Consider the following 24,735-nt stretch of genomic DNA (forward strand, 5'->3'; position numbering starts at 1 on the left):
CAATTATGCGGGGTGGGCCATGACTAATCTGCCTGCGTCCGAAATCACAATGACCAGCCTCGAGCTGGTGGACTACATCAATGCCGATCGTGCTGAAAAAGCCAAAAACGTCGGGGCGGAGTTTCCAAGCAAAGGGCATGCTGAACTCAAGCACAATGACTTCCTGAAGAAAGTCCCTCGGGTGCTGGGTGAAGCAACATCAGGGAAATTTTTCCTTGATGATATTTTCACCGCCGGGAACGGCGCACAGGCCGTTCGCAAAATTTACCGTTTCCCTAAGCGTGAAGCCTGTCTGATGGCGATGAGCTACAGCTACGAGCTGCAGGCGAAGGTATACGACCGAATGACGGCGTTGGAAGATCGGCAGATCGTTGCGTTGCCAGCGGCAAAAGAAGATCAGATTAAATGCGGCCTGCTGATCCTCGAATCAGCTACCAAACTTTTGAACTTGTCCAATTCCTCCCGCCTCGGTGCGCTGCAGCGCCTGCAAGAGTTCGCCGGTGTCCCTGCGCTGATGCCTGCTTATGCAGTAGACGCGCCATCGGATGCTGCTGACGGCTCCAGCCGTTCTACCGCAGCCCTGACGACGTTGCTTAAACGTCATGGTTCAGAGCTCAGCACGCCAAGCGCCAACGCCATACTCGAGCGTCTGGGCATTCTGGAACGCAAACACAGGCCAAGTACGCGCCACGGCACCAAGCAGTTCTGGAGCGTTACCAGTGCAGGTCTTGTGTATGGCAAGAATCTGACAGATCCGCGCAGTCCGCGCGAAACCCAGCCGCATTTCTACGAAAGCCGCTTTCCGCGTCTGCTGCAGCGCATCTATGACGAATGGGGGCATGGCTAATGGCGGCTAAATACCCCGAGATCGGCACAAGCTGGCGCGATAGCCATGGCCACGTCGTCATCATTACAGGTCATGACACTGAAAACGAGAAAGTTATTTATAAACGTCCTGGGTATGACTGGCCGTGTGCCTGTCCGCTATTCATCTTCTGGGCGCGCTTTACCGGAGCTGTAGTATGAGCAGAATTTTTGAGGTTGTTCAGGCCATGTCTGGACAGAAGAACTGCATAGTGATTCCCGGCCCCTATCTGGATTATTTCGCCAATGATCAGCAGGCCTTTGCCCTGGCTGCCGTATTGAATCAGCTTGTGTTCTGGACAGGGAAGTCATCACAGGATGATGGCTGGTTTTACAAGACGCACGAGGAACTTGCAGGCGAACTGCGCGGAGTCAGCGAAAATCAGGTTCAGCGTGTAGTGAGTAAGCTGCGCACTAAATATTTACCGGGAGTTATTGAAGTCTCATTGCGGAAGGTTAACGGCACGCCGAAGAACCATTATCGCATTGATGGTGACAAGCTGATCGGGCTGATCTTCCCGCCGCTGGTGGACTCCGCAGAATCACGGAATGGAAAACGCAAAGCTACGGAATCGACTCCGCAGGATCGCGTAATGGATTCCGCAGATTCACGTGAACAATGCCGCGAAACTGCGGAATCCTATCTCTATACAGATCAGTACACAGATCACCACAAACAGATCCAAAACCCTTGTCAGTCGGACGAGCCGACCGACGAAATTGTTTCCCCTGATGAACTGGTCTTAACCCATTTCAACAGCACCACCAACTCGGATTACAAGGCTGGGAAAACCACGATGGGTTACATCCGGGGCCGTCTGGCTGAGGACTACACTGCCGCTGACCTGATCCTAATCGTGGACTATCTGACAGCCAAATGGCTGAACGACCCGAAAATGAGCGATTACCTGCGACCAAAGACCCTGTTTGGCCCAGAGAACTGCGCAGAATATTTCGAGAAGGCAAAAAAATGGCGTGAAAGCGGACGACCGGCGTGTGTCGATGGGAAATGGCTGAAGCCTGGCCAGTCTGCCGACGCTGGTGATCACTCCGAGCGAGACGCGGCTTATCTGCGTTTTCTCGGGCGGAAATTGCAGAAGAAAAACCCAAGCGCTCTTGAAGAAATGGTTCGCGGCGAAGCCAGTAAGGCGGGCGTTCGATCCAGCCGAAATGCTGATTATGCCGTATCAACATGGAACCGCATCTGGGCCGACTGTGCTCAGCACCTGAATGGAGGAAAAGCAGCGTGAACAATTTAACGATCTCCGTTGACGTGTTTGAGAGCGAACGCATCAACAGCGGCATTCGCAAGCTGGTGCTGGCGGGAATGCTTAAGGACAACCCTGAAACCCAGATGGGCCGAGTTATTCAGGCTGCTGTGGGCGCGCAATGGATGACGCTGCGCAAGCTGGAAAGAACGGTTTTCATGATGTTTTTCGTGGCAGATACCCAAGCGGCGATCAGCGCGCGACTTAGGGAAGTGGATCCAAAAACACACGGATTAATCAAAGAAAAGCGGACTGTAAAGGATCCCGAAACGGGCCGGCCTGTCTATTTCTACCGGCTGGTGGCCGCCACTGAAAAGGAGAAAGCAGCATGAGTCAGTATTGCGAAAAGCTAGCTGCGCTGCGGGCTCAGCCTGCCCATGAGTTGAAAGAGATTGGCGATCAGTGGCGCACCACCGACGCGCTGTTTTGGGGCATCAATGCCATGTTCGGGCCGCTGGTGCTGGATCTTTTTACCGATGGCGAAAACAGCAAATGCGCCTCGTTCTATACGGCTGAGGATAACGCATTAACCCAGGACTGGTCGGCAAAGTTGCAGGAACTGAACGGCGCCGCCTTCGCAAACCCGCCGTATTCCCGCGCGCAACAGCATGAAGGGCAGTACATCACCGGCATGGTTCACATCATGGCCAAGGCGATGGAAATGCGTGAGAAGGGCGGGCGCTACGTCTTCTTGATCAAGGCTGCCACATCTGAAACCTGGTGGCCGGAACAGGCCGACCACATAGCATTTATCCGCGGACGTCTGGGCTTCGATCTGCCCCTTTGGTTTGTCCCGGCGGACGAAAAGCAGGTGCCGACAGGGGCATTCTTTGCGGGGGCGGTTGCCGTCTTCGACAAAAACTGGCGTGGCCCGGCATCTGCTTACATCAGCCGCAACCAGCTGGAGGCTCAAGGCGCGGCATTTCTGGCGCAAATTCGCCGTGAGGCATCGCGTCTGGCACCGGCTGAAATTGCTGTGCAGCAGGTGGAAACCGCAAACACGGTATGGCCGAAAGAGGTGCTGTTCCTGCTGCAGCAGGTTGATGGGGTGGATCAACTGCACGATAGCCTGCGCCAGAAGCTTTGCCAGCATATCAACCGTTTGAAACTCGAGGGCATGCAGGAGCCCGAGATCGTCAACACCATTCAAAATTTGTCCATCGCTATGGGAGCAGCAGCATGATCAATGAACTGATTATCGATAATTTCGCTGGTGGCGGTGGCGCTAGCACTGGTATTGAGATGGCCACCGGCCGCAGCGTGAACATTGCGATCAATCACGATGAAAACGCCATTGCGATGCACGAAACTAATCACCCCGAAACGCTGCACTACTGTGAGTCAGTTTTCGATATCGATCCTGTTGCGGCAACTTGCGGGCATCCTGTTGCGTTGGCGTGGTTCAGCCCGGATTGCCGCCATTTCAGCAAGGCCAAGGGCGCCGCTCCGGTTAAAAAAGAGATTCGCGGCTTGGCGTGGATCGTTGTTCGCTGGGCATTGAAGAAGCAGCCGCGCCTGATCCCACTGGAGAACGTTGAGGAGTTCAAAACGTGGGGGCCGCTGGTCACCGATGCTAGTGGTAATGACTACCCATGCCCTGAGCGTGCAGGTGAAACGTTCGCGGCGTTCGTGGGCATCATGTCCACTGGCGTCAGTGCTGATCACCCAGCTCTGGCTGAATGCTGTGAAGTCCTCGGCATCGATGTTGGTAGCGAAGACCACCAGAAGTTGATCACCGGCCTGGGTTACGACGTGGAATACCGTGAGTTGCGGGCATGCGACTATGGCGCGCCAACGATCCGCAAACGCTTCTTCATGCTGATGCGCTGTGACGGTAAGCCGATCGTCTGGCCGGAGCCAACACACGGCGATCCGAAATCACTCGAGGTGCAAAGTGGTAAGTTGAAGCCCTGGCGCACGGCGGCTGAGTGCATCGACTGGTCTATCCCATGCCCGAGTATCTTTGAACGTAAGCGCCCGCTGGCCGAAAACACCCTGCGTCGCATCGCGCGCGGCATCCAACGGTTTGTGATCGACAGCCCCAATCCATTCATCGTGAAATGCAACCATACCAGCACAAAGAGCAGCTATGACTGCTTCCGTGGTCAAGCGCTGGACGAGCCACTGCAGACGATCACAAAAACCCATGGCTACGCGTTGGTCACGCCTATGATCGCGGGTGCTGGCGGATCGGAATATCAGGCAAAACCGCGTGGCGTCGATCAGCCGATGCACACCGTTCTGAAAGAGTCGAGAGCCGCGTTGGTAGCTCCGGTTATCGCAAGAATCGGTCAGACGGGCTTTGGCAAGGATCGCATGGCGTATGAAGCGGGCAAATCGCTAACGACCGTCACCACCAAAGCAGAACACCTGCTGGTGGCGCCAATAATTGCACGTCAATTTGGGAAAAGCGTTGGGCATGCTGCTGATGAACCAAACGGGACGATCACTGCAGGTGGCGGTGGCAAGAGCCAGCTGGTGGCTGCTTTCTTGGCGAAACACTTTGGCGGCAACTACACCGGCCCCGGCGCTAATCTCTCGGAACCAGCGCACACAGTCACCACTGTCGATCACCATGCTCTGGTCACCTCAAACCTGATCAAATTTCGAGGTACCTGCAAGGATGGCCAATCACTGAATGAGCCAATGCCGACGATCACCGCCGGCGGACTGCATATCGGGGAAGTCCGGGCGTTTCTGCTGAAGTATTACGGCAACGAGAAAGAGGGGGTAAGCCTTGAAGATCCCCTGCACACAGTAACGACGAACGACCGGTTTGGCCTGGTCACAGTAGAGGGCATCGACTACCAGATCGTTGATATTGGCATGCGAATGCTACAGCCGCATGAGCTCTACGCCGCGCAGGGTTTCCCGGAGTGGTACATCATCGATCAGGACTACAAGGGCAAGAAACACGCAAAAGACAAGCAGGTCGCGCGCTGTGGAAACGCTGTACCTCCGCCATTTGCTGAAGCTTTGGTGCGCGCCAATCTGCCAGAGCTCTGTGTCGATCGCAAGGAGGTTGCTGCGTGAGAATGCTGCTCACTCCTTACCTGCAGCGTGATCTGGGCGTGGTGATACTGCGCCCCGGTCGTGACCTGCTGCATTATTTCAGCGGCCAGCGTCGGCTGCTGATTGCCAACGAACCAGAAGAGCTAAAACCACTCCCATCGGGTTTGCTGCCGGTAGCCGATCAGGACTTGGCAAATGATCCGCGTCTGTCGCCATTCTTCCTGCATGAGCGAGTTATTGGCGCTGCTGGTGGTGTTGCGGCGCTGCGTGAGTGGCTGAGCCGCGGTACCGAGTGCCAGTGGCCACATGGCGATGGTTATCACCATCACAACATGGATATTCTGGATTATGACGGCTTGCCGGTACGTCTGTGCTGGCATCACGAAAACATCTTGCGGGAGCAAACGCACGCCACACTGGATCTGCTTGCGGCACAAAACGTCGCGGATTGGCTGGTATACCGGGCTCGGGTTCACTTTCATTTTCGGGAAGACCACCAGCTGAGTCTGCCGGAATTATGCTGGTGGGCCGTGCTGAAAGGGGTTTCCGATCTGCTGCCTGATTCAGTGGCGCGCTCAGCACTGCGCCTTCCACCAGCGCCAGTCGAAACAGGTACGCGTAAAGAGGCGGATATCGTCTGGGATAAGGAACCGAAGGCGATCATCAACGAGAGCGTGGAGAAAGTTAAGCCGGCGTTGCTCGTTGATGTTGACGAGGCTCCAGCAGAGGGATTCATGCTGCGGCCAAAGCTGACCCGCTGGGTATGCGAAAAATATACTCAATGGGTGAAATCGCAGCCGTGCTGCTGCGGTTGCGGACTACCGGCAGACGACCCGCATCACATCATCGATCATGGCCTGGGCGGTACTGGCACCAAGCCTCACGACATTTTCACCATTCCTCTTACCCGTAAATGCCATGACGAGCTGCATAAGGATGTAGCGGCATGGGAAGCCAAGCATGGCAGCCAGCTATTCCACCTGGTGCGCACGCTGAATAAGGCATTTGGGATTGGGGCGATCAGCACGGCAAACAAACGCGGAGCAAAACGATGAATCAGCAATATATTGAGTATGTCCGCGGCGAACTGTCTGTGGCACTGGCGGATATTCAGCGGTCTGGTAAAGGGCAACTGGCGGCATTCGAAGAGAATTCATTGGGAGACACGACCCGCCTCAAGCGCAAGCGCCTGCGCAGCGTTGAACTGGATGGCCGTAAAGTCTGCCGAGCAGTGGATCCTATGCACTGCCCGGAAACTCGAGTGAACAAGAAACCAATGCCGCCGTTGGATGAACTGACCTACATCACCGCGTCATGGCGCCGCGCCGTTGGAATGCTGGAAAATCACGAGCGGGCATGGATCCGATATTGCTACGCCAATGATCTCGATTTTAACGGCCAGGTGGTGATCTGCCGCCATATTTGGGATCTGATGCAGGAGTCGCTTGCTGGAAAAAGAATCACGAAGAAGGTTTGCAAACGTCTGGAAAGCCTGGTGTGGTTGGCGGTTCAGCAGGCAGCACATAACCGCGGCGCAGTAATCGGGCGTGAATACAGCCACACGCAGCTGGCTGAATTGTCGGGAGTAAATAAGGCCACATGGTCAGAAATCTACAGCGGCCACTGGCAGACGCTGATATCGATGGTGGAAACCCTTGATGCAGGATCCTTGCAGTGTACTGCTAAAAAAAGGATCGCGACGCGTTCAAAACTTTTAGCATCATGATACTTGCAAAACCGAACAAAATGAGCCATATTTAAGGCTAATTTGATATTTTGCCAGAATTGCAAATGGCGCAAAACCTCGCTTCGGCGGGGTTTTTTATTTCTGGTTTGTGAAGTGGGCGGCGATCAGAGTGTTACTGCACGCTGACCGCCAGGCGCTCATGTCGAAGAGTCACAAGCAACCTTTGCCCGTGCTGCTATGAACAGCAGAACGAGCCTACCAAACAAGGGCGCTTATGATCTCCAGTACCTGTCTTGTCAACGCTGACACACTCGAATACATCAAAACCCTGCCTGATGACTGCATCGACCTGATAGCAACGGATCCTCCCTATTTTCGGGTGAAGTCCTGCGATTGGGATAATCAGTGGAAAAGCGAGGCCGATTATCTGGCCTGGCTGGATTCGCTGCTGGTGGAGTTTTGGCGCGTGCTGAAGCCGAATGGCAGTCTTTACATGTTTTGCGGTAGTCGGCTGGCATCGGATACCGAGCTGCTGGTGCGCCAGCGGTTCGACGTATTGAGCCATATTGTGTGGGCGAAACCATCCGGCGCGTGGAAACGGCAGCACAAAGAAGGGCTGCGCGCGTTTTTCCCGGCAACGGAGCGGATCATTTTCGCTGGCCACTATGCAGGCCCACTGCAGCCAAAGGTCGATGGCTACGCAATAAAATGCGTAGAGCTGAAACAGAACGTCTTCAAGCCCCTGATCGACTATTTCAAGTCGGCTCGGCAATCACTGGGTGTATCGGCGAAAGAGATAAACGAGGCGACGGGCCGGCAGATGGCCAGTCACTGGTTTAGCGAAAGTCAATGGCAGTTACCGAGCGAAGCGCAGTACCTCAAGCTTCAGAAGCTTTTCGATCGTATCGCTAAAGAGAAGCAACAGGCCGGCGGATTGAAACGACCGCATCACGATCTCGTTCGTGAATACAGGACGCTTAACCGCGAATACCTGGAATTGTGCCATGAGTACAAATCGCTGCGGCGCACTTTCACGGTAACGGCTGCGGTTCCCTATACCGATGTTTGGCATTATCCGCCGGTGGCGTTCTATCCCGGTAAACACCCATGTGAAAAACCGGCAGAGATGATGGAACACATCATCAACGCCAGCAGCCGGCGAGGCGATGTGGTGGCCGACTTCTTTATGGGCTCCGGCTCAACGATAAAAGCCGCTATCAAACTTGGCCGGATCGGTTTGGGGGTAGAGCTTGAGAAGGAGCGGTTTGAGCAAACACAAAGAGAGATCTTCCCGTAATTGAACCCTGGCCTAAGTGCTGGGGTTTTTCGCATTTAGCCTCCTTGCCAAAACAGTCAACCACTGCGCACACATCCTGTCATCGAGTGACTACGGCGGGAGGCTAAACCCCATCCACTACCCGATGATCGGGCCAAGCCCCGACAAGGGGGAGGTATGAAAATCATGCCGGAGAAAATCACCACGTTCATTTCTTACTGCACCTCTGCGACGTTGGTGTGTGGAGGTAGCATTTTGCAATGGCTTCATGACCTCGACTGGAATCAGGTTGCGGTAGTTGGCGGCTTCGTGATCGGTGCAATCACTGCTGTGATGAACTTCTACTTCAAGCACCGCCAGACAAAAGCCTATGAGAATGCCCTCAAGGCCGGTTATGTCACACCACCGCCGGCGGAGGACTAAGCATGGCGATAACGGCCTCTTTAAAGAAAAAACTAAGTGCTGCTGTTGCTGGTGGCGCTATGGCGATAGCCGCGGTGTTGATCCCCTCGCTTGAGGGCGTCGAATACAAGCCTTACCGTGATGTTGTTGGCGTGCTGACGGTCTGTTATGGCCACACTGGGCCAGACATTATCCCCGATAAGACGTACACCGAAGTCGAATGCAAAACGCTGCTGGATAAAGACCTGCAGCCTTTCGCCCGTTCGGTAGAGCGTTCGGTGAAGGTGCCAGCCAGCGAATACCAGAAGGCGGCGCTGATCAGCTTCAGCTACAACGTCGGCGTTAGGGCTTTCGAGTCATCAACGCTGCTGAAAAAGCTTAATGCTGGTGACAGCCGTGGCGCCTGTGACGAAATGAGGCGTTGGAATAAAGCTGGTGGCAAGGTCTGGAAGGGGTTGATTAACCGCCGTGAGGTTGAGCGCGAGATCTGCAACTGGAGCCAATAATGAACCGATTAACGACGGCATTGGGTGCCGGTCTGCTGATCATCGTCATTGTGCTGGCATGGCTGGCGTTTTACTTCCACAGCAGCGCAGTAAAGGCCGGTGAGAAGGTTAAGCAGCTTCAGAGCGATAACAGCCTCCAGGCGAATACAATCGCCACACAGGCTTTTCAGTTCCAGCGCGCCAACGAAATCAGCAACGCGGCGACTCAGTACGGTATCAACACCGACGCGGCCACACAGGGGAAAGAAATTGAATACCGGACGATCCTCAAGAAACAGCCGACGTGTGATCTGGCTGTGCCTGCCGCTATTGCTGGTGGGCTGCTCGACTACACGCACAGTCTACGTTCCCGCGCAATGTCAGCCGATACCATCGTCGCTGACGCAACCGGTGCTGGCGCCACTGCCTCCGGCACCCTGACATACTGTCAGGCGGTGCTGTGGATTGATCCGCTGCTGGCGGCGCTCGACAAGGCGAACAACCAACTGCTGGCAATACGCCGGCTCGAAGAAGAGAGAAAACGATGAGCAAGATTGTACTGACCCTGGAACAGATTAAAGAGTTGGCGCGCTTCGCAGAAGAGGAAGGCCAGCCGTCCTACACCATTACCACCGGCACGATTCCAGCGTTTGAGGCTGAGGATGGCGAGATGGTTGCGGAGTACAACGGCCTGATCGCTTACTCGGACTCGGAAGAGCACGGCGTTCTGCAACTGGCCTAACGGCATTACAGGTGGCATTCACTGAGTGCCATCGATAATGCTGAGTTATAATCCTCATACTTTCAATGGTAGGAGGCATTATGAAGTATTGCCCTAAATGCGGTTCTTCTGCTGTATCTAAGGATAAGCAAAGAGGCGGTTGGACAGGTGACTATATCTGCAACGGATGTGGATTCAATAACGCGCCGAGCGAGTTCTTATCTGAAAAAGAGCATAAGCGCAGAAAAAGCTCTGGGGCTTTACCTGGCTCGCATACTGATAACTGAACGAACCCGCTCCGGCGGGTTTTTTATTGGAGGTGAGGATGGCAGGTTTAAAAGAGCTGTCGGCTCAACTCCAAAGCGTACGAAAGCAAATCCCGTTTGCTACGGCGCAGGCACTGACAAGCGTCGCCCGAAAGATAGAGGCAGCGGAGAAAACCGCGTTTAAGCGGCATCTGGAAAACCCCACACCGTTTACAGTCAACTCGGTTAAATCGTTCGGCGCCCGGAAAAGCAACCTGAAGGCCAAGGTGTTCGTGATGGACACCGCCGCGAGCTATCTGGAGCCGTTCGAATTTGGTGGCCAGCATAAGCTGAACAGCCAGGCGCTGTTGAACCCCAAGAACATCAAGCTGAACAAATACGGCAACCTGACGCGCAACAAGATGGCGCAGCTGAAGGCTAAAGATGACGTGTTCATTGGCGCTGTGACCACCAAATACGGCGAGAAAGTCAACGGTGTATGGCAGCGGCAGAAAGCCAAAAAGGTGAAAAAGGGCAAAGGGCGCCGGCGTAAACGCTCAGCCAATGGCACGCGGCAACCTCGCATCCAGCAAAGAGCGCCAAAGCTTCTTATACGATTCGGTGACGCGCTTCCCGTTAAGCCAACGCTTGGCTATTTCGACCGTGCGCAGGCTATGGCGAATGCCTTGATGCCGACAGAGCTGAGCAGGGCTATGGCAGAGGCGATGCGAACAGCAAAATGATCGGCGATCACCCTCGGGGGAGGCTACAGAAAAAAATGGGTCCTTCCTGGCACTTTTTTATCTCACGGGCATTGCGCGCCGCGTTCTGCGTCTAGCTATCAACTTTTGAAATTTGGGTAACAGGTAACACCTGAGGTAACAGATGAACCAGTCAGATTTTGCCAAACTTCACGGCGTCAGCCGAAAGACGGTAACGACCTGGAAGGCCCGCGGCTGGCTGGTTCTGGCCGGAGACGATATTGACGTTGAAGCGTCGAATGCGAACATCGAGCGCTTCCGAAAAACTGTTACCCGACCAGAGAAAAAACCGGCAGGTAACAAGCAGGGTAACAAAACAGGTAACAGATCCTCGGGTAACAAGTCAGGTAACAAAAACGATAAGGATCTGGCCGAGTCTCCGACGAAAACCGTTGAGCGGATGATCGCCGAGCACGGCGTGACGATGACGCTTGATGAAGCGCGCCAGATGAAAGAAAACTTCCTCGCGTTGCTTACCCAGCTCGAGTACGACATTAAATCCGGGCAGGTGCTGCCGTACAAAGACATGATCGAGGCCGTAGGTAATGAATACGCCCGCATGCGCACCCGTCTCATTGCGATTGCTCCTGAACATGGCCCCCGGTTACGGGTGCTGGCTTCTACCACCAACGACGCGGAGTTTGTCCAGGCACTGCAGGAGGTGGTTTACGAGGCGATGGAGGAATTGAGCCTTGATGCAGATAATAACCGAGGAGAGAACTAACGCTGCAGCCTGGCAGAATTTCACCGGGGAGCTGCGCCAGCGTCGCTCCGATGTTCGCCCGCCCGAACCGCTGTCACTGAGCGAATGGGCTAATAAATACGCGGTGCTCTCGAAAGAAACCAGTGCGCAAACAGGCCGATTCCGGTCTTTCGCGTACCAGGATGGCATGATGGATGCCATTACTGATCCGGCGGTGACGCAGGTGTCGGTGATGAAGTCGGCGCGCGTCGGCTACACCAAAATCCTTGACCACGTTGTCGGCTATTACCTGGCGCATGACCCGTCGCCGATCCTCATTGTTCAACCGCGTGTTGAAGATGCCGAAGATTACAGTAAAAACGAGATCGCGCCGATGTTGCGTGATACCCCGGTGCTGGCGGAAATCTGTGGTGATCCAAAGGCCAAGGACAGTAATCAGACCATCCTCAAAAAGACCTTTGCCAACGGCGCCAATTTGACGCTGGTGGGGGCAAATAGCCCCGGCGGTTTCCGCCGTATTACATGCCGGATCATCTTGTTTGACGAAGTTGACGGTTATCCGTCCGGCGGCGCCGGGGTGGAAGGTGATCAGATTGCACTGGGCATTAAGCGTTCCGAAACATTCTGGAACCGCAAAATTGCCCTGGGTTCGACGCCAACGGTGAAAGGCACCAGCCGGATTGAAAAGGCGTATGAGGAAAGCGATCAGCGCCGCTATTACGTCCCGTGCCCGCACTGCGGTGAATTTCAGGTACTGGAGTGGGGTGGCCCTGAGACGCCATACGGCATCAAGTGGGACAAGGATGAAAATGGAGAAGGCATCCCAGAATCGGCATATTACGTCTGCCGGCATAATGGTTGCGTGATCCACCATAACGAAAAGTCGGGCATGGTGAAGCGCGGCGAATGGCGCGCAACCAAACCATTTAAAGGGCATGCGGGTTTTCACATTTGGGCGGGTTACAGCCTGTTCCCGAACGCGGCCTGGAAATATCTGGTGGCTGAGTGGCTACGGGTGAAAAACGATCCGCTCATGCGTCAGACCTTTATCAACCTGGTGCTTGGCGAGCCGTATGAAGACCGCGGCGAAAAAGCGCTGAGCGAGAAACGCTTGCTGGAGCGCTGTGAAGTCTATGCAGCAGAAGTGCCTGACGGCGTGGCGGTATTAACGGCCGGCATCGATACCCAGGATGGTCGCTTTGAAATTGAGGTGACGGGTTGGGGACGTAATGAGGAGAGCTGGTCGATTGCCTTCGACGTGATTGAGGGCGATCTGGAAACCAACGAACCGTGGCAACGCCTCGATGCGTATCTCAAGCAGGTCTGGCGCCGGGCTGACGGGCGTGGATTCACGATCATGGCGGCCTGCATGGACTCCGGTGGCCACCATACCCAGAAAGTTTACGAGTTTGCCAAAGAGCGCCTTGGCCGCCGAATTTGGGCGATCAAGGGCGAATCGGCGCGCGGTGGTAAACGGTCGCCGGTTTGGCCGACGAAAAAGCCAACGTCCAAGTCAAAGGCCAGTTTCAAACCAATCATCATTGGGGTGAATGCGGCCAAGGATACCATCCGCGGGCGACTGCATATCGATCCGCCTGCACCGGGTGAGCCTGCAGCCAGTTACATGCATTTTCCGGCAGACCGTGACCTGAACTATTTCAGCCAGTTGCTGGCAGAACGTTCGGTGTTGAAGGTGTCCGGCGGCCAGCGTTACCGAGTTTGGGAGCAGCTCCCAGGCAGGGCAAACGAAGCGCTGGACTGCAGGGTGTACAGCTATGCAGCCCTGTGCGGCCTGTTTTATCTCGGTTTAAAGCTGAATCTGTTGGCGGACAACATCGCGATCAATCCCGATCGCCTGTTGCCGGCGCCGCAGCAGCCGGAGGAAAAACAAAACCTTCGACTGCCTGGCGTCATCATTGAAGAGCCGGAAAAACCGAAGCGCAAGCGCCTGTCACAACTTTTGCCATCATAAGGATCCCTATGTTTAACCGTAACACCAGCCTGTTGGCCGGTGCGATGACGCCTGCGCAATTGCAGGACGCATTGGCAAAGGCGCAACAGGCCTATATTGACCTCGCAGCCGGCGCGCGCGGTGTGTCGTTCTCGTACACGCAAGGTGATGGCACGCGTTCTGTTTCTTATCAACAAGCCTCAATGGCGGACCTGATGGCACTGATCCAGTTGCTGCAGGCGCAGTTGGGTATTGTTCCCCGCCCACGTCGGCCAATGAGGTTTAGATTCTGATGAATGACATCAAAATTTTAGGCCCGAATGGGCAGCCGCTACCGCCGATGCGGTCTAAGGCATCCATGCTGGTGGGCGGCAGCCGTGTGCCTTACGATGCGGCGGATTCGTTTAGCGACCAGTTGGCAAACTGGCAGCCTGCGTTATGGTCACCCGACAATGAGATCAATATCTACCGTGATCGCATTGTTTCCCGTGTGCGAGATCTTGCACGCAATGATGGTTGGGCCAGCGGCAGCATTACCCGCGTGCTGGATAACGCCGTCGGCGCCAACTTTCGTCCCATCCTCAAGCCTGACTATCGCATGTTGGCATTGATGACCGGCAATACAGCCTTCGACGCCACCTGGGCAGATGAATATGGCAAGGTGGTTGAGGCTCATTGGCGGTCATGGGCTAATGATCCGGGACGTTATTGCGATGTTGAGCGCAAACAAACGGTGTCTCAAATGCTGCGCCTGGGTTTTCGGCACAAGCTGCTTGATGGTGATGCGTTGGCGGTGCTGCAATACCGGCCAGACAGACTGGGGCGTGGGCGCGGCCGCTATGCTACAACGGTGCAAATCGTCGATCCGGACCGGTTGAGTAACCCGCAGCAAAACTTCGATATGCCGAATGTTCGCGGTGGTGTTGAAATTGACGGTGATGGCGCGCCAATCGCGTATCACATCCGCGAAGCACATATCGGCGATTGGTGGAGTGGCGCCAAGACGATGACGTGGCGGCGCATCCCGCGGGAAACAAGCTGGGGCCGTCCGCATGTGGTCCATGATTATGACCATGAGCGGGGCGCACAACACCGGGGAAATGGGATTTTAACGCCGGTTGTTCAGCGCCTGAAAATGCTCATCAAGTATGACCAGTCGGAGCTTGAAGCAGCGATCCTGAACGCCGTATTTGGAGCCTACATTACCTCTCCCTATGATCCGCAGATGGTTGAGGCGGCGATGGGGGAAACCTTTGACGATACTCAGATCGGTGCCTATCAAGAAGGACGCGTTGATTTTCACAATGATCGCCGCATATCGCTGCAAAATGGCGCAAGAATGCCGATATTGTACCCCGGTGAGGATGTAAAGGCAGTTAATGCTGCCCGTCCTCACAGCAATTTTGAGGTGTTTGAAAGTGCAGCGCTGCGCAATATCGCCGCGGCAACGGGCCTGTCAACACAGCAAGTAACGCAGGACTGGTCTGATGTTAACTACAGTTCGGCACGCTCTGCGATGCTTGAGGCCTGGAAGACACTGACCCGCCGACGCGATGATTTTTCTGTGGGGTTCGCCCAGCCGATCCTGTCCGCTTTTATTGAAGAAATCCACGATACGGAAGACTTACCGCTGCCCAGTGGTGCACCGCACTTTCTGGACGCCAGGGCGGCGTATTGTCGTGCTCGCTGGATGGGGCCTGGTCGTGGCTGGGTGGACCCGGTGGCGGAGAAGAAAGGCGCCATTCTGGGTATGGATGCCGGGCTTTCAACGCTTGAAATGGAATCGGCAGAAAACGCCGGCGAGGACTGGGAAGAAATGCTGGATCAGCGTGCGCGCGAGATTGCCGCCTTCAAAGAGCGGGGGCTCCCGGTTCCGAGCTGGGCTCAGGCTGAAATCCTGGCACCTGAAACAATTAAAGATCCGGAGGCAGAGTGAATTTACCGCACCTGGCGCAGCGACTGTTTAACACACCGCTGGCGTTGCACCCGCAAAAGGCCGAAGTGGTCATGGCCGCGATGATGGACCGGTTCGGGATAACCCGCATCAACACGCTGGCATCTGACTGGCTGGGGGATGATGAAAGTTTTACCCGAAAGGCACGTAAACAGGACGCTGGCTATGACGTGGTCGGCGGTATCGCGGTGATACCCGTGCAAGGGACATTGGTTCAGAAGTTGGGCAGTCTGCGACCCTACAGCGGTATGACGGGCTACGACGGGATCAGGCAGTCGTTCCTGACCGCGATCAGTGACCCCGAAGTAAGCGGCATCTGCCTCGATATCGACTCTCCCGGCGGTGAGGTAGCCGGCTGTTTCGATCTGGTGGATGAGATTTATCACGCGCGCGGTTCAAAACCGATCCACGCCATCCTTACCGAAAATGCGTATTCCGCCGCGTATGCCATCGCCAGCGCGGCAGATCGCATTCATGTACCGCGTACTGGCGGTGTCGGTTCGGTCGGGGTGATCGTCATTCATTGTGACTGGTCACAGCGAATTAAAGAAGACGGCCTTGCGGTCACCATCATCACCTACGGTGACCGCAAGGCCGAGAGCAACCCCTACGTCAAATTGAGCGATCAGGCCCGCGCCGCGATTCAAGATGATGTAGATGCGATGGGTAGGCTTTTTGTCAGTACGGTAGCCCGTAACCGGGGGATCACTGAAAAAACTATCCGTAACACCCAGGCTGCCTGTTTCCTGGCGGCTGATGGCGTCAAATTGGGGCTTGCCGATGCGGTGATGACCCCTGATGCCGCATTCCGAAAATTAATCAATGAAGCAGGAGCTTAACGTATGTCTTATTTAAAGTTTGCCCATCTTCTCGGCCTCAAGAAAAAAGCGTCTGAGGGAGAGGAAGACGAAAAAGAGAAATCTCGGCGAGCGGAAGAAGAGGAACGCGATTCTGAAGAAAATGAAGAGCGTGACCCTGATGCTGAAGAGAATGAAGAGCGTGACCCTGATGCCGAGGAGGATGGCGACGAAAAGGAAAAAGGCAAAAAGGCGAAATCCCGTCGTGCTGAAGAAGACGACGAAGACGCGGAAGAGGATGAAAACCGCGATGTGAAAAAAGGTCGCCGGGCAGAGCGGAAACGTTGCGCCGCTATTTTCGGCAGTAAGCACGCCGCCGGCCGCCCGGACATGGCCGCTCACCTGGCTTTCAATACCCGGATGAGTGCGCGTGAAGCCATCGACACGCTCGCGACGATGGGCGCCGTATCCCCGCAGCCACAAGGTAGAAAGTCGCTGGATGCCCGGATGCGTGAATCTGAGCAGGCACGATTAGGGCCCGACGGAGAGAAGCCTGCAACGGGTAAAAATGCGCTGGTAAGCAAAATGACCAGTCTTTATGACACTGCACGAGGTAACAAGTAATGGACCAGTTTGGACAAAATCAATTCGCGCCGGGCATGAAAAGTTCGCTGTTCGTACCTGATCAGCTGGTTTCCGGCCCGTTACAGCTGGTCACTGACTCGGTCACGATCGGTGTTTCAGGGGCGCTTAAACGTGGGACGGTACTCGGCGTGGTCACAGCGACCGGCGCGTATATCCCGAGCAAAAAAGACGCCACCGACGGCAGTGAAAAGCCGTCTGCCATCTTGGTCGATAACGTAGACACCACAACCACAGCACAAACTGGCGGTGTGTATCTGATGGGCGAGTTTAACCAGCATCGCCTGATCTTCGACGCGACCTGGACCATTGCTGAACTGAAAGCGCAATTCCGCCCGTTAGCTGTCTTCCTGCGCGATAGCATCCAGTCGCCGGTATCCTGATCTAACCCTTTTGAAACGTAACTGATGCCAGTTCTTTGGCAGGGTTGCACTCGTCCTGAATTCTGGCCGGCTACGGTGCCGGCATCATAAAGAGACTGAATATGGAAAACATTTTTGATACCAGCGTGCTGGTCCAGGTCGTCCCTAACCTGAAAACCAGCCAAAACTGGCTTCTGGATCGCTTCTTCCCGAACGTGGTGACTTACGAGACGGAAGAGGTTGCTATTGATGTGGACGTGGGTCTGCGTCGTATGGCGCCATTCGTATCGCCGCTGGTGGAAGGTAAACTGGTTGAGAGTCGCAAATACCAGACCAATACCTTCAAGCCGGCATACATCAAAGACAAGCGCGCGCCGGATCTGCGCAAACCAATCCGTCGGCAGATTGGCGAACGTATCGGCGGCGAATTTACCGCGGCAGAGCGTGAAATGCTGAACCTGCAGTTCGAGATGGCAGATCAGATTGACATGATTAACCGCCGTCTTGAATGGATGGCCAGCAGTGCAATGGTGTCAGGGAAAGTGACCGTGAACGGGGAAGGTTATGAAACCAAGGTGGTGGATTTTGGCCGTTCGCCTGATCTGACCATTACACTCAGTGGCAGTGATAAATGGCCGCTAACGGTGGCGGCCGGCGCGACCAACACGCAGCCATCGGATGATATTGAAGAATGGCAGACCCTGATCCTCAAAAATTCCGGCGCGGTACCGACGGACCTGATCTTCACTAACAAGGCGTGGAAAGCGTTCCGGCTGGATACCACGATCAAGGATAACGCCATCACCTTCCCGGCGCTGAGCCCATTCGGCAACCAGATTAATGCCGGTGCGCAGGTGCAGAAAGGGGCCGTTTATAAAGGCCGCTGGGGCAACTTCGACCTGTGGCTATATAACGACTGGTTCATTGACCCGCTGGACAATGTCGAAAAACCGATGATCCCTGATGGTGCCGTCATTATGTCTGGCGCTGATCTGATGGGGACTCGTGCGTTTGGCGTGATCCTCGATCCTGCTTTCAACTATGGCCCTCTGGCCTATGCCCCTAAGACCTGGGTGAAAGAAGATCCGGCGCAACGCCTGCTGATGATGCAATCAGCTCCGTTGGTTATCCCAAGCCGGGTAAATGCTGCACTCTGCGCGACGGTGGTGTGATATGGCTAAAAAACCTCAAAGTAACGAACTGGGCGGCTTGCCGCCCGAGTTAATGGTGGGTGAACAGGAAAACGGCGGAGAGTTGAAAGTAGACAGCCAGGCGTCAGAAAATTCTGCCGAGACCGAGACCGAGACCGAGACCGAGACCGAGACCGAGACCGAAGATGCGGATGACGTTCAGGACGGTGAGAAGCTGCCGGCCGGCATGGTTTCAGTGGTTGTCACCAAAGGTAACACGGTGCGGCACGATGGCTGCGACTATCCAGAAAACCGGGCGTTCATGTTGCCGGTAGCGGATGCGCAGCGCCTGATTGGTCTGGGCGTGGTTGCTGATGTTGAGCAGCTCCGCAAGTTAGCGTTGCTTCGCAGCGCGCCGGCCGTATCTGTGCAATCGGGGGAGTAATGGGAATCAACTGGGATCAGCATTTGCTTGCGCCATTGCACGGCGTTTTTGGTGACCCGGTTGAGTATCGCCCTGGCGGCGGCGCGGAGCCTTACACCATTAGCGGCATATTCGATCGGGCCTATACGCAAGAGGTTGAGCCGCTGGACGATGGCAGCACTATTAACACCACCAAGCCTGTGCTGGGTGTGCGTGATAGTCAGTTCCGGGCGCCGCCTAAACAGGGGGACAGGGTATTGGTCGGCATCGTTGGTGGGGTGCCGGTCAATACGCTCTTTGCCGTTGCGGATGTTCAACCTGATAGCCACGGGGGGACGAAGCTTATTCTCAACAAGGTGAAATCATGAACCCGAGAGGAGTCCGGTTGCTGGTCATTGAGGCGTTGAAGAATAAGACCGATGCCGCCGATCGGGTTTATTCACCTCGAGACTGGCCTACCACTGCGGATATGTATCCTGTTCTTCTGGTGCAGACACCGATCGACGTGAAGAATTCGCTGGGGCGCAATGTGCCCCAGTTCAACACGGTGACCACGGTCCGTATCACCGGGCGTCTGCAGGAACTGGATGATGCGGCGGAGGACAATGGGGCAGAAAAAGCTGAAGAAGCGTTAGAGCAGCTACGCGAGCAGGTAGAGCGCGCGGTCATCAATAGCTATGAACTGACGCGAAAAATTCAGCAGTTTCTGCAGGTGCGTTCGACCATTGATGTGGACGCCGGCGGCGAAGGGCATACCGCCCAGTTACTGATGGAACTGGATATCGAATACTACCAGGGCCCCGAAGAGTTTTATGAAATTGACGCGTCTCCGCTTGAGGGAATTGACGTCACGATCTCCATGCCGGATGGCACCCCTGAACCACTCGTAAAAATCGATCTGGAGTAACCCTATGTTTGTGAAACCCGTACCGGGGCGCATTGTGCGCGATCCGGTCAAGGGCACCTTTTTGCCGGAATCCGGCGAACAGGTTCCCGATAATATTTTTTGGGGGCGCCGCCTGAAGGATGGCGATGTACAAAAATTCGACCCTAACGCATCGACTAAGACGGTGGCGGGGAAGAAAAGCCAGGAGAGTGATCAATGACCGTTCCATTTACTCGCATCCCTTCAAACCAGCGCGCGCCGTTTTTCTACGCCGAGTTTGATAACTCGATGGCGAATACTGCGACCGCGGTACAGCGCACGCTGTTGATCGGGCAGATGCTGTCAACGGCGACGGCAACGCCAGGCATTCCGCAGAAAGTTTCTTCTGAATCGGCGGTAGCAGGCATCTGCGGCAACGGTTCCATGTTGCACAACATGATGGCGGCGTATCTGGCCAACGACATTTCTGCGGAAATCTGGATCCTGCCGTTATCGGATGGCACCACCGGAACAGCAGCGGCAGCCGGTAAATTACAGGTGGTGACAGCGGCGGCTGCGACCGGCGTTTTGTCGCTCTACATTGCCGGTATTCGCGTTCAGCTCACGGTCGTCAGTACCGATGATAATGTTGCCGTGGCCGCGGCGATTGCAGCGGCGATCAACGGTCAAAGCAAGCTGCCGGTTACTGCTGTCGTGGATACAACAGCCACTGATACGGTGAACCTGACGGCGAAAAATAAAGGTGCGCACGGTAACAGCATCGATATTCGCCTAAATTATCAGGGTGCTGCCGGCGGTGAGGAAACCCCGCAGGGCATGGAATTGAAGATCACGGCAATGGCCGGCGGTGCCGGTGCGCCGTCTCTGACTGATCCGCTGGGTAATCTGCAAGATCGCGCATTTGACTTCATCGTCAACCCCTACACGGACACCACGTCGCTGGATGCCGTGAAAGAGTTCCTGTCAGATGCTACCGGCCGTTGGTCTTACGCACAGCAGCTCTATGGTCATTCATTCGGCGCGCTGGCGGGCACGTATGGTTCCTTGTCCGCCGCCGGCGAAGCACGCAATAACCAGCATGAGACGCTGCTGGGGATCAATGGCTCACCGACGCCCGCTTATCTTTGGGCGGCAGCGTTGACCGGGGCGATTGCGCCGAGCCTGCGGAACGATCCGGGCCGTCCAACGCAGACGTTGACGATCAGTGGTGTACTGGCTCCGCCGCTGGAATCCCGCTTCATGCTGACCGAGCGCAATAATCTGCTGTACAGCGGTATCTCAACGTTTACGGTCGCTGATGATGGTTCTGTGCAGGTTGAAAAAACCATCACCACCTACCAGAAGAACAAGTTCGGCGATGCAGATGACAGCTACCTGAATATTGAGACGCTTTATCTGCTGATGTTCGTGACCCGTTTCCTGCGCACGCAAATCACTTCCAAGTTCGGCCGTATGAAGCTGGCCAACGACGGCACCCGCTTTGCGCCAGGCTCCGCGATTGTGACGCCCAATGTGATCCGCGCGGAGCTGATCGCCCAGTATCGCACGCTGGAATATAACGGCTATGTGCAGGATGCCGCGGCATTCGCGCAGACACTGCTGGTGGAGCGTAACAGCAGCAATACCAAACGGATCGATGTGTTGTGGACGGGCACGCTGATCGACCAACTGGAAATTTTCGCACTACTCAATCAATGGCGACGCGCGCAGACCGCGGCCTAAGGGGGATTTATGGGAGATACAACTAACCGCCTGGCCGGTACTGCATACGTTACCATCGACGGTGTAACGGTCATGGTTGCCGGCCAGTTCAAATACAGCCCCGGTAAAGTGGAGCGCTCCACGTTGACCGGGATGGATACGGTGCACGGTTACAAAGAAAAGCCACGGGCGCCGTTTATTTCCTACCAGGCGCGTGACAGCGGCGGAACGTCGATTGCTAAAATCAACGATTCCACCAATGTCACGGTGGTTGTTGAGCTGGCCAACGGTAAAACGGTGATCGGCGAAAACATGTGGTCCGTTAATACGCAGGATGTTGATAGCGAAGAAGCGGTGTTTGATGTTCGCTGGGAAGGCGGATCGGTAACGGAGTATTGATATGGCAGTGCTTGATAAAACCAAAACGATCGTACTCAGCAAAGCGCTGGAGATGGCCAACATCCGCTACGAGAGCCTCGAACTGAAAGAGCCCGCACTGGCTGAGGTTGAGCAGTTCTATGAAACGCAGCGCAGCAAGAATGGCATGGCGGCCATGAAGCTGCTGCTGGCGTTAAATTCCGGCATAACTGAAAAAGTGTTGAGTGGCATGGCTTACACCGACTACAGGAAGTGTGAGGACTACTTGATGTCTTTTTTGACCTTCGATCCCTCGGCGGATGGCAGCAACTAGCTGCTGAGGTGACGAAGTATTACGGGTGGGGGCCGCAGGATGCGTGGTCCCTGACCCGTACCCGGTTGGATTTTTGGGCCGATCAGGCCCGTCGGATAGAAAAGCTTAAGGCGGGCAAGTAATGGCCAAGTCATTCGACTTTGAGCTGACGGCTAATGATGAGGCGTCAGCCGCAATTCTGCGGATTGAGGAAATTGTAAAGCACCTCAATCCGCTGTTGGACAGAACACGCGATGCGTTGGCGTTGGGCGGTCAGGAATCCAGAGATAACCTTGACGATTTGGGCAGCCGTTTTGATGTGTTGGCTAAAAATGCCAGAAGCGGCGTCCAATTCATCGGCGATTTGGTCCCGCCGCTCAAAATGGTCGGTGGATTAACCCTCGGGCTGGGTGGCGCTGCAGCGGTCGTCAACGTTGTTAAAAACAACCTGACCAATTTTGCCAACGCCGGCTACCGGATCGATACCGTTGCAAAAAACGTCAGCATGACGGCGGACGCGTTTCAGGAACTGACTGGCGCCATGATTGAAAACGGCAGCGCGCGTGAGGCTGCGGAAGGTTCGGTCAGTGAGTTGTTTGAAAAGGCGAATGATGCTGTACACGGCCGTAATGATGGCTTTCTCGCCTTGTTGAAACAGCGAGGGATAGGGATCAGCGAAACCAAGGATGGCCTGGCTGATGTAGGCAAGCTGATTAACGATCTCAACCGCGCCATGCAATCACTCCCTGCTGGGCAGCAGGCACTGTTTGCCAACAAATTGGGCCTTTCGCCCGATCTTCTCAGCTATCTGCGCAACACGACCAGTGAAGTGCAACGGCTCAAGGATCAGGCCCGCCGGGATGGTCTGATATTTACAGAGAAAGATCTGCAGAATGCCCTGGCGTTCAAGCAGCAGCTTAACCAGATAGGTGCTGCCTACGACGGTATGCTGATGAAAGGCCAGGCCTGGTTGGGCCAGTCGGAAACCCTGGCGGCTTCGGTAGACCAGATCAAGCAGGTCGTCACCAATGGTCTGGACAGTACGGCTATCGGTTCGATCCTGACGTTTAACAGCGGCGGGAAACAGGCCGATGTTTTGCGGCAGGCTCAAGGCGACGAGAAATTTAAAGACACGCTGTCATGGAAAGAGAAGCTGGATTTAAAACTGGGCTATGCGTCGGAAGATCTGATCAAGAAACTGAACGGCTATTATAAGCCCGTATGGCGCGCCGACCAGCTGAGAGCCGATACCGAGAAAATTTCAGGTTACCCGGCGCCGGCAGAAAATGGGGCGATGTTGCCGTATGGCCAGCCGGGGAATAATGCACTCGGGCTGCGCAACAATAATCCGGGCAATCTGCGTTCAGCCCCGAATATGACTGGCCGAAACGGCGGCTTTGTCACGTTCGAAAATCCCAATGATGGGCTGGCGGCGCTCTCTCGACAGCTGATGCTGTTCGGCGATCGCGGTAAAAACACGTTGAACAGCATCATCCCGACGTATGCGCCATCCAATGAAAACAACACTCAGGCCTATATTGATGCCCTGGCTAAACAGACCGGATTTAACCCCACGGAATCGCTAGACCTGCATTCGCCAGCGGTGCTTGAAAAGCTTATCCCGGCCATCATCAAGCATGAAAACGGCGCCCAGCCATACAGCCGTGATCAAATTTTCAGGGGGATCAGCGATTCGGTCTTTGATCCTCGCTGGTCTGGCTTGCGTGACCAGAACAATCTTTACGGGCAGCGAGCATCTGGTTTGTTCGAACTCTCTGATCAGGGGCAGTCATTACCGCCGCCAACGCCAAAGGATTCGTCAACGCAAGCCTCACTGTTTGCACCGAATGATCAGCGAGAGGAAACCATCGGCCAGATCTCTGATGCAATGTCTAAGGCGATCGACGAGAACAAATTCCAACTGGAAATTACACTGGTCAATCCCCAGACCGGCGAGCGCCGCAAGGTTCAAACTGAAGGCGGTGGCCGCGTGGCCTTGTCAATGCAATCAATATCATAACCTACGTGATTGCAGGTTATGATTTTTAGGTTCTATCGTGGGCGTTCTTCATCTCCTTTTGATAGGCATTCTGGTGCTAACTCCCAAGCTGCATCTTTTGTGCTGATTTGACAGAAGTTTTCGCCGTTATTATTAACGAGGAATTTAGGGAAATATGCACCTTTTTCATCATGACTTATTTTTTCTACGACAATACACGATGGGCATTTTTCGGAATTTGCTAATGCAATGAAATTCCCGTCTGTTATAAATTTCTCTTTTAATTGGTGAGAAGTCATTTTTAATTTTTGCATTGGCACGCTAAATGCGTGTATGGCGTCACTGGTGGTCCATGCCATTGTTGAAAAATAGACAACTCCATTCTCTTTGTCGTATGAGTCTAATTTCATGTTTTCTAATGTTAGTTTTGGTTCGAATTCTTTTGGGTTGTTAAAAAGCAGTTTAACCTTATTAGGTTCGCCTTTTGAATTTTCATAAACCCCATACAATACGCTATTTCCGTTTTGTTCATTGTATGTGGTTACGTAGAAGAATTCTTCATCATCTAGCTTTATAACTGATGTGAGTTTTGCGCCATCAGATTCTGTAATCCAGCTTGTAACGTTTCTACCACTGAAACAGGCTTTTTCTGGTGTGTTTCTCGAGTTTGTTATAATTGGGAAGGTAAAGCCTTTATATCCCATATTGTAACTGTTTTCACAAGTACTTGAGTGCGCATATAACGGTATTAATGATAGAGAAAAAATCATTTTACATATCGTATTCATCTGTCAG

General features: G+C 54.5%; 31 protein-coding genes. 30 read left to right on the forward strand and 1 reads right to left on the reverse strand.

Annotation, left to right across the window (positions count from 1 at the left end; genetic code table 11):
- Positions 1-19: 19 nt before the first annotated feature.
- The 30 genes from ACUXAC_RS02305 to ACUXAC_RS02450 all read left to right on the forward strand — a co-directional run bounded on the left by ACUXAC_RS02305 (position 20) and on the right by ACUXAC_RS02450 (position 23,961).
- Entirely contained in the window at positions 20-847 is an 828-nt protein-coding gene (locus ACUXAC_RS02305) for a hypothetical protein (protein ID WP_454266430.1), read from the forward strand.
- Positions 847-1,026, forward strand: coding sequence for a DUF4222 domain-containing protein (locus ACUXAC_RS02310; protein WP_454266431.1), 180 nt, complete (start codon positions 847-849; stop codon positions 1,024-1,026). The genes ACUXAC_RS02305 and ACUXAC_RS02310 overlap by 1 nt, the downstream gene beginning before the upstream one ends.
- Positions 1,023-2,114, forward strand: a complete 1,092-nt coding sequence (locus tag ACUXAC_RS02315; RefSeq protein WP_454266432.1) for a conserved phage C-terminal domain-containing protein — start codon at positions 1,023-1,025, stop codon at positions 2,112-2,114. The genes ACUXAC_RS02310 and ACUXAC_RS02315 overlap by 4 nt, the downstream gene beginning before the upstream one ends.
- On the forward strand, positions 2,111-2,464 hold the full coding sequence (locus ACUXAC_RS02320) for a hypothetical protein (RefSeq protein WP_060441796.1): 354 nt from the start codon (positions 2,111-2,113) through the stop codon (positions 2,462-2,464). The genes ACUXAC_RS02315 and ACUXAC_RS02320 overlap by 4 nt, the downstream gene beginning before the upstream one ends.
- Positions 2,461-3,315 carry a phage N-6-adenine-methyltransferase gene (locus ACUXAC_RS02325; protein WP_454266433.1) on the forward strand — a complete coding sequence of 285 codons (855 nt, stop codon included), beginning with the start codon at positions 2,461-2,463 and terminating at the stop codon, positions 3,313-3,315. The genes ACUXAC_RS02320 and ACUXAC_RS02325 overlap by 4 nt, the downstream gene beginning before the upstream one ends.
- Entirely contained in the window at positions 3,315-5,165 is a 1,851-nt protein-coding gene (locus ACUXAC_RS02330) for a DNA cytosine methyltransferase (protein ID WP_454266704.1), read from the forward strand. The genes ACUXAC_RS02325 and ACUXAC_RS02330 overlap by 1 nt, the downstream gene beginning before the upstream one ends.
- Positions 5,162-6,199, forward strand: coding sequence for a DUF968 domain-containing protein (locus tag ACUXAC_RS02335; protein WP_454266434.1), 1,038 nt, complete (start codon positions 5,162-5,164; stop codon positions 6,197-6,199). Before ACUXAC_RS02330 ends, ACUXAC_RS02335 begins: the two co-directional genes overlap by 4 nt.
- Positions 6,196-6,870 carry a bacteriophage antitermination protein Q gene (locus ACUXAC_RS02340; protein ID WP_454266435.1) on the forward strand — a complete coding sequence of 225 codons (675 nt, stop codon included), beginning with the start codon at positions 6,196-6,198 and terminating at the stop codon, positions 6,868-6,870. Before ACUXAC_RS02335 ends, ACUXAC_RS02340 begins: the two co-directional genes overlap by 4 nt.
- A 235-nt stretch (positions 6,871-7,105) precedes the next feature.
- Entirely contained in the window at positions 7,106-8,128 is a 1,023-nt protein-coding gene (locus tag ACUXAC_RS02345; protein WP_060441804.1) for a DNA-methyltransferase, read from the forward strand.
- 156 nt (positions 8,129-8,284) lie between these two features.
- Complete coding sequence (locus tag ACUXAC_RS02350; protein WP_060441806.1) at positions 8,285-8,530, forward strand: phage holin; 246 nt, start codon at positions 8,285-8,287, stop codon at positions 8,528-8,530.
- Between the two features lie 2 nt (positions 8,531-8,532).
- The gene (locus ACUXAC_RS02355) at positions 8,533-9,015 is read left to right on the forward strand and encodes a lysozyme (RefSeq protein WP_454266436.1); all 483 of its coding nucleotides are present in this window, start codon (positions 8,533-8,535) and stop codon (positions 9,013-9,015) included.
- Positions 9,015-9,542 carry a hypothetical protein gene (locus ACUXAC_RS02360; RefSeq protein WP_060441808.1) on the forward strand — a complete coding sequence of 176 codons (528 nt, stop codon included), beginning with the start codon at positions 9,015-9,017 and terminating at the stop codon, positions 9,540-9,542. The genes ACUXAC_RS02355 and ACUXAC_RS02360 overlap by 1 nt, the downstream gene beginning before the upstream one ends.
- On the forward strand, positions 9,539-9,736 hold the full coding sequence (locus ACUXAC_RS02365; RefSeq protein ID WP_060441809.1) for a hypothetical protein: 198 nt from the start codon (positions 9,539-9,541) through the stop codon (positions 9,734-9,736). The genes ACUXAC_RS02360 and ACUXAC_RS02365 overlap by 4 nt, the downstream gene beginning before the upstream one ends.
- 304 nt (positions 9,737-10,040) lie before the next feature.
- Entirely contained in the window at positions 10,041-10,703 is a 663-nt protein-coding gene (locus ACUXAC_RS02370; protein WP_060441810.1) for a hypothetical protein, read from the forward strand.
- A gap of 142 nt (positions 10,704-10,845) precedes the next feature.
- A complete protein-coding gene (locus ACUXAC_RS02375) occupies positions 10,846-11,445 on the forward strand; it encodes a hypothetical protein (protein WP_060432173.1) in 600 nt (199 codons plus the stop codon).
- A complete protein-coding gene (locus ACUXAC_RS02380) occupies positions 11,417-13,396 on the forward strand; it encodes a phage terminase large subunit family protein (protein WP_454266437.1) in 1,980 nt (659 codons plus the stop codon). The genes ACUXAC_RS02375 and ACUXAC_RS02380 overlap by 29 nt, the downstream gene beginning before the upstream one ends.
- Positions 13,397-13,404: 8 nt before the next feature.
- Positions 13,405-13,668 (forward strand): gpW family head-tail joining protein, encoded by a 264-nt coding sequence (gpW, locus tag ACUXAC_RS02385; protein WP_060420187.1) that lies wholly within the window; start codon positions 13,405-13,407, stop codon positions 13,666-13,668.
- Entirely contained in the window at positions 13,668-15,311 is a 1,644-nt protein-coding gene (locus ACUXAC_RS02390; protein ID WP_080431123.1) for a phage portal protein, read from the forward strand. Before gpW ends, ACUXAC_RS02390 begins: the two co-directional genes overlap by 1 nt.
- Positions 15,308-16,168 carry a S49 family peptidase gene (locus tag ACUXAC_RS02395; RefSeq protein WP_118892204.1) on the forward strand — a complete coding sequence of 287 codons (861 nt, stop codon included), beginning with the start codon at positions 15,308-15,310 and terminating at the stop codon, positions 16,166-16,168. The genes ACUXAC_RS02390 and ACUXAC_RS02395 overlap by 4 nt, the downstream gene beginning before the upstream one ends.
- Positions 16,169-16,171: 3 nt before the next feature.
- Positions 16,172-16,750, forward strand: coding sequence for a hypothetical protein (locus ACUXAC_RS02400; RefSeq protein WP_160204064.1), 579 nt, complete (start codon positions 16,172-16,174; stop codon positions 16,748-16,750).
- On the forward strand, positions 16,750-17,151 hold the full coding sequence (locus tag ACUXAC_RS02405; RefSeq protein ID WP_454266439.1) for a head decoration protein: 402 nt from the start codon (positions 16,750-16,752) through the stop codon (positions 17,149-17,151). Before ACUXAC_RS02400 ends, ACUXAC_RS02405 begins: the two co-directional genes overlap by 1 nt.
- 101 nt (positions 17,152-17,252) lie before the next feature.
- Positions 17,253-18,302, forward strand: coding sequence for a major capsid protein (locus ACUXAC_RS02410; protein ID WP_060435587.1), 1,050 nt, complete (start codon positions 17,253-17,255; stop codon positions 18,300-18,302).
- Between the two features lies 1 nt (position 18,303).
- Positions 18,304-18,705, forward strand: a complete 402-nt coding sequence (locus ACUXAC_RS02415; RefSeq protein WP_454266440.1) for a hypothetical protein — start codon at positions 18,304-18,306, stop codon at positions 18,703-18,705.
- Positions 18,705-19,052, forward strand: a complete 348-nt coding sequence (locus tag ACUXAC_RS02420; protein ID WP_060441817.1) for a head-tail joining protein — start codon at positions 18,705-18,707, stop codon at positions 19,050-19,052. The genes ACUXAC_RS02415 and ACUXAC_RS02420 overlap by 1 nt, the downstream gene beginning before the upstream one ends.
- On the forward strand, positions 19,049-19,591 hold the full coding sequence (locus ACUXAC_RS02425; protein WP_129993363.1) for an ATP-binding protein: 543 nt from the start codon (positions 19,049-19,051) through the stop codon (positions 19,589-19,591). The genes ACUXAC_RS02420 and ACUXAC_RS02425 overlap by 4 nt, the downstream gene beginning before the upstream one ends.
- A 4-nt stretch (positions 19,592-19,595) precedes the next feature.
- Entirely contained in the window at positions 19,596-19,790 is a 195-nt protein-coding gene (locus tag ACUXAC_RS02430) for a DUF2635 domain-containing protein (RefSeq protein WP_454266441.1), read from the forward strand.
- A complete protein-coding gene (locus tag ACUXAC_RS02435) occupies positions 19,787-21,292 on the forward strand; it encodes a phage tail sheath subtilisin-like domain-containing protein (RefSeq protein ID WP_060425452.1) in 1,506 nt (501 codons plus the stop codon). The genes ACUXAC_RS02430 and ACUXAC_RS02435 overlap by 4 nt, the downstream gene beginning before the upstream one ends.
- A 9-nt stretch (positions 21,293-21,301) precedes the next feature.
- Positions 21,302-21,670 carry a phage tail tube protein gene (locus tag ACUXAC_RS02440; RefSeq protein WP_060432162.1) on the forward strand — a complete coding sequence of 123 codons (369 nt, stop codon included), beginning with the start codon at positions 21,302-21,304 and terminating at the stop codon, positions 21,668-21,670.
- A gap of 1 nt (position 21,671) precedes the next feature.
- On the forward strand, positions 21,672-21,962 hold the full coding sequence (locus tag ACUXAC_RS02445; protein WP_060441820.1) for a phage tail assembly protein: 291 nt from the start codon (positions 21,672-21,674) through the stop codon (positions 21,960-21,962).
- 121 nt (positions 21,963-22,083) lie between these two features.
- A complete protein-coding gene (locus ACUXAC_RS02450; protein WP_454266443.1) occupies positions 22,084-23,961 on the forward strand; it encodes a hypothetical protein in 1,878 nt (625 codons plus the stop codon).
- Between the two features lie 32 nt (positions 23,962-23,993).
- On the opposite strand, the gene ACUXAC_RS02455 is transcribed toward ACUXAC_RS02450, so the two are convergent.
- Positions 23,994-24,728: a hypothetical protein gene (locus tag ACUXAC_RS02455; RefSeq protein WP_454266444.1), complete on the reverse strand. Its 735-nt coding sequence runs from the start codon at positions 24,726-24,728 to the stop codon at positions 23,994-23,996.
- Between the last annotated feature and the right edge of the window lie 7 nt (positions 24,729-24,735).

The sequence above is a fragment of the Serratia sp. 121840015-1 genome (assembly GCF_053627655.1).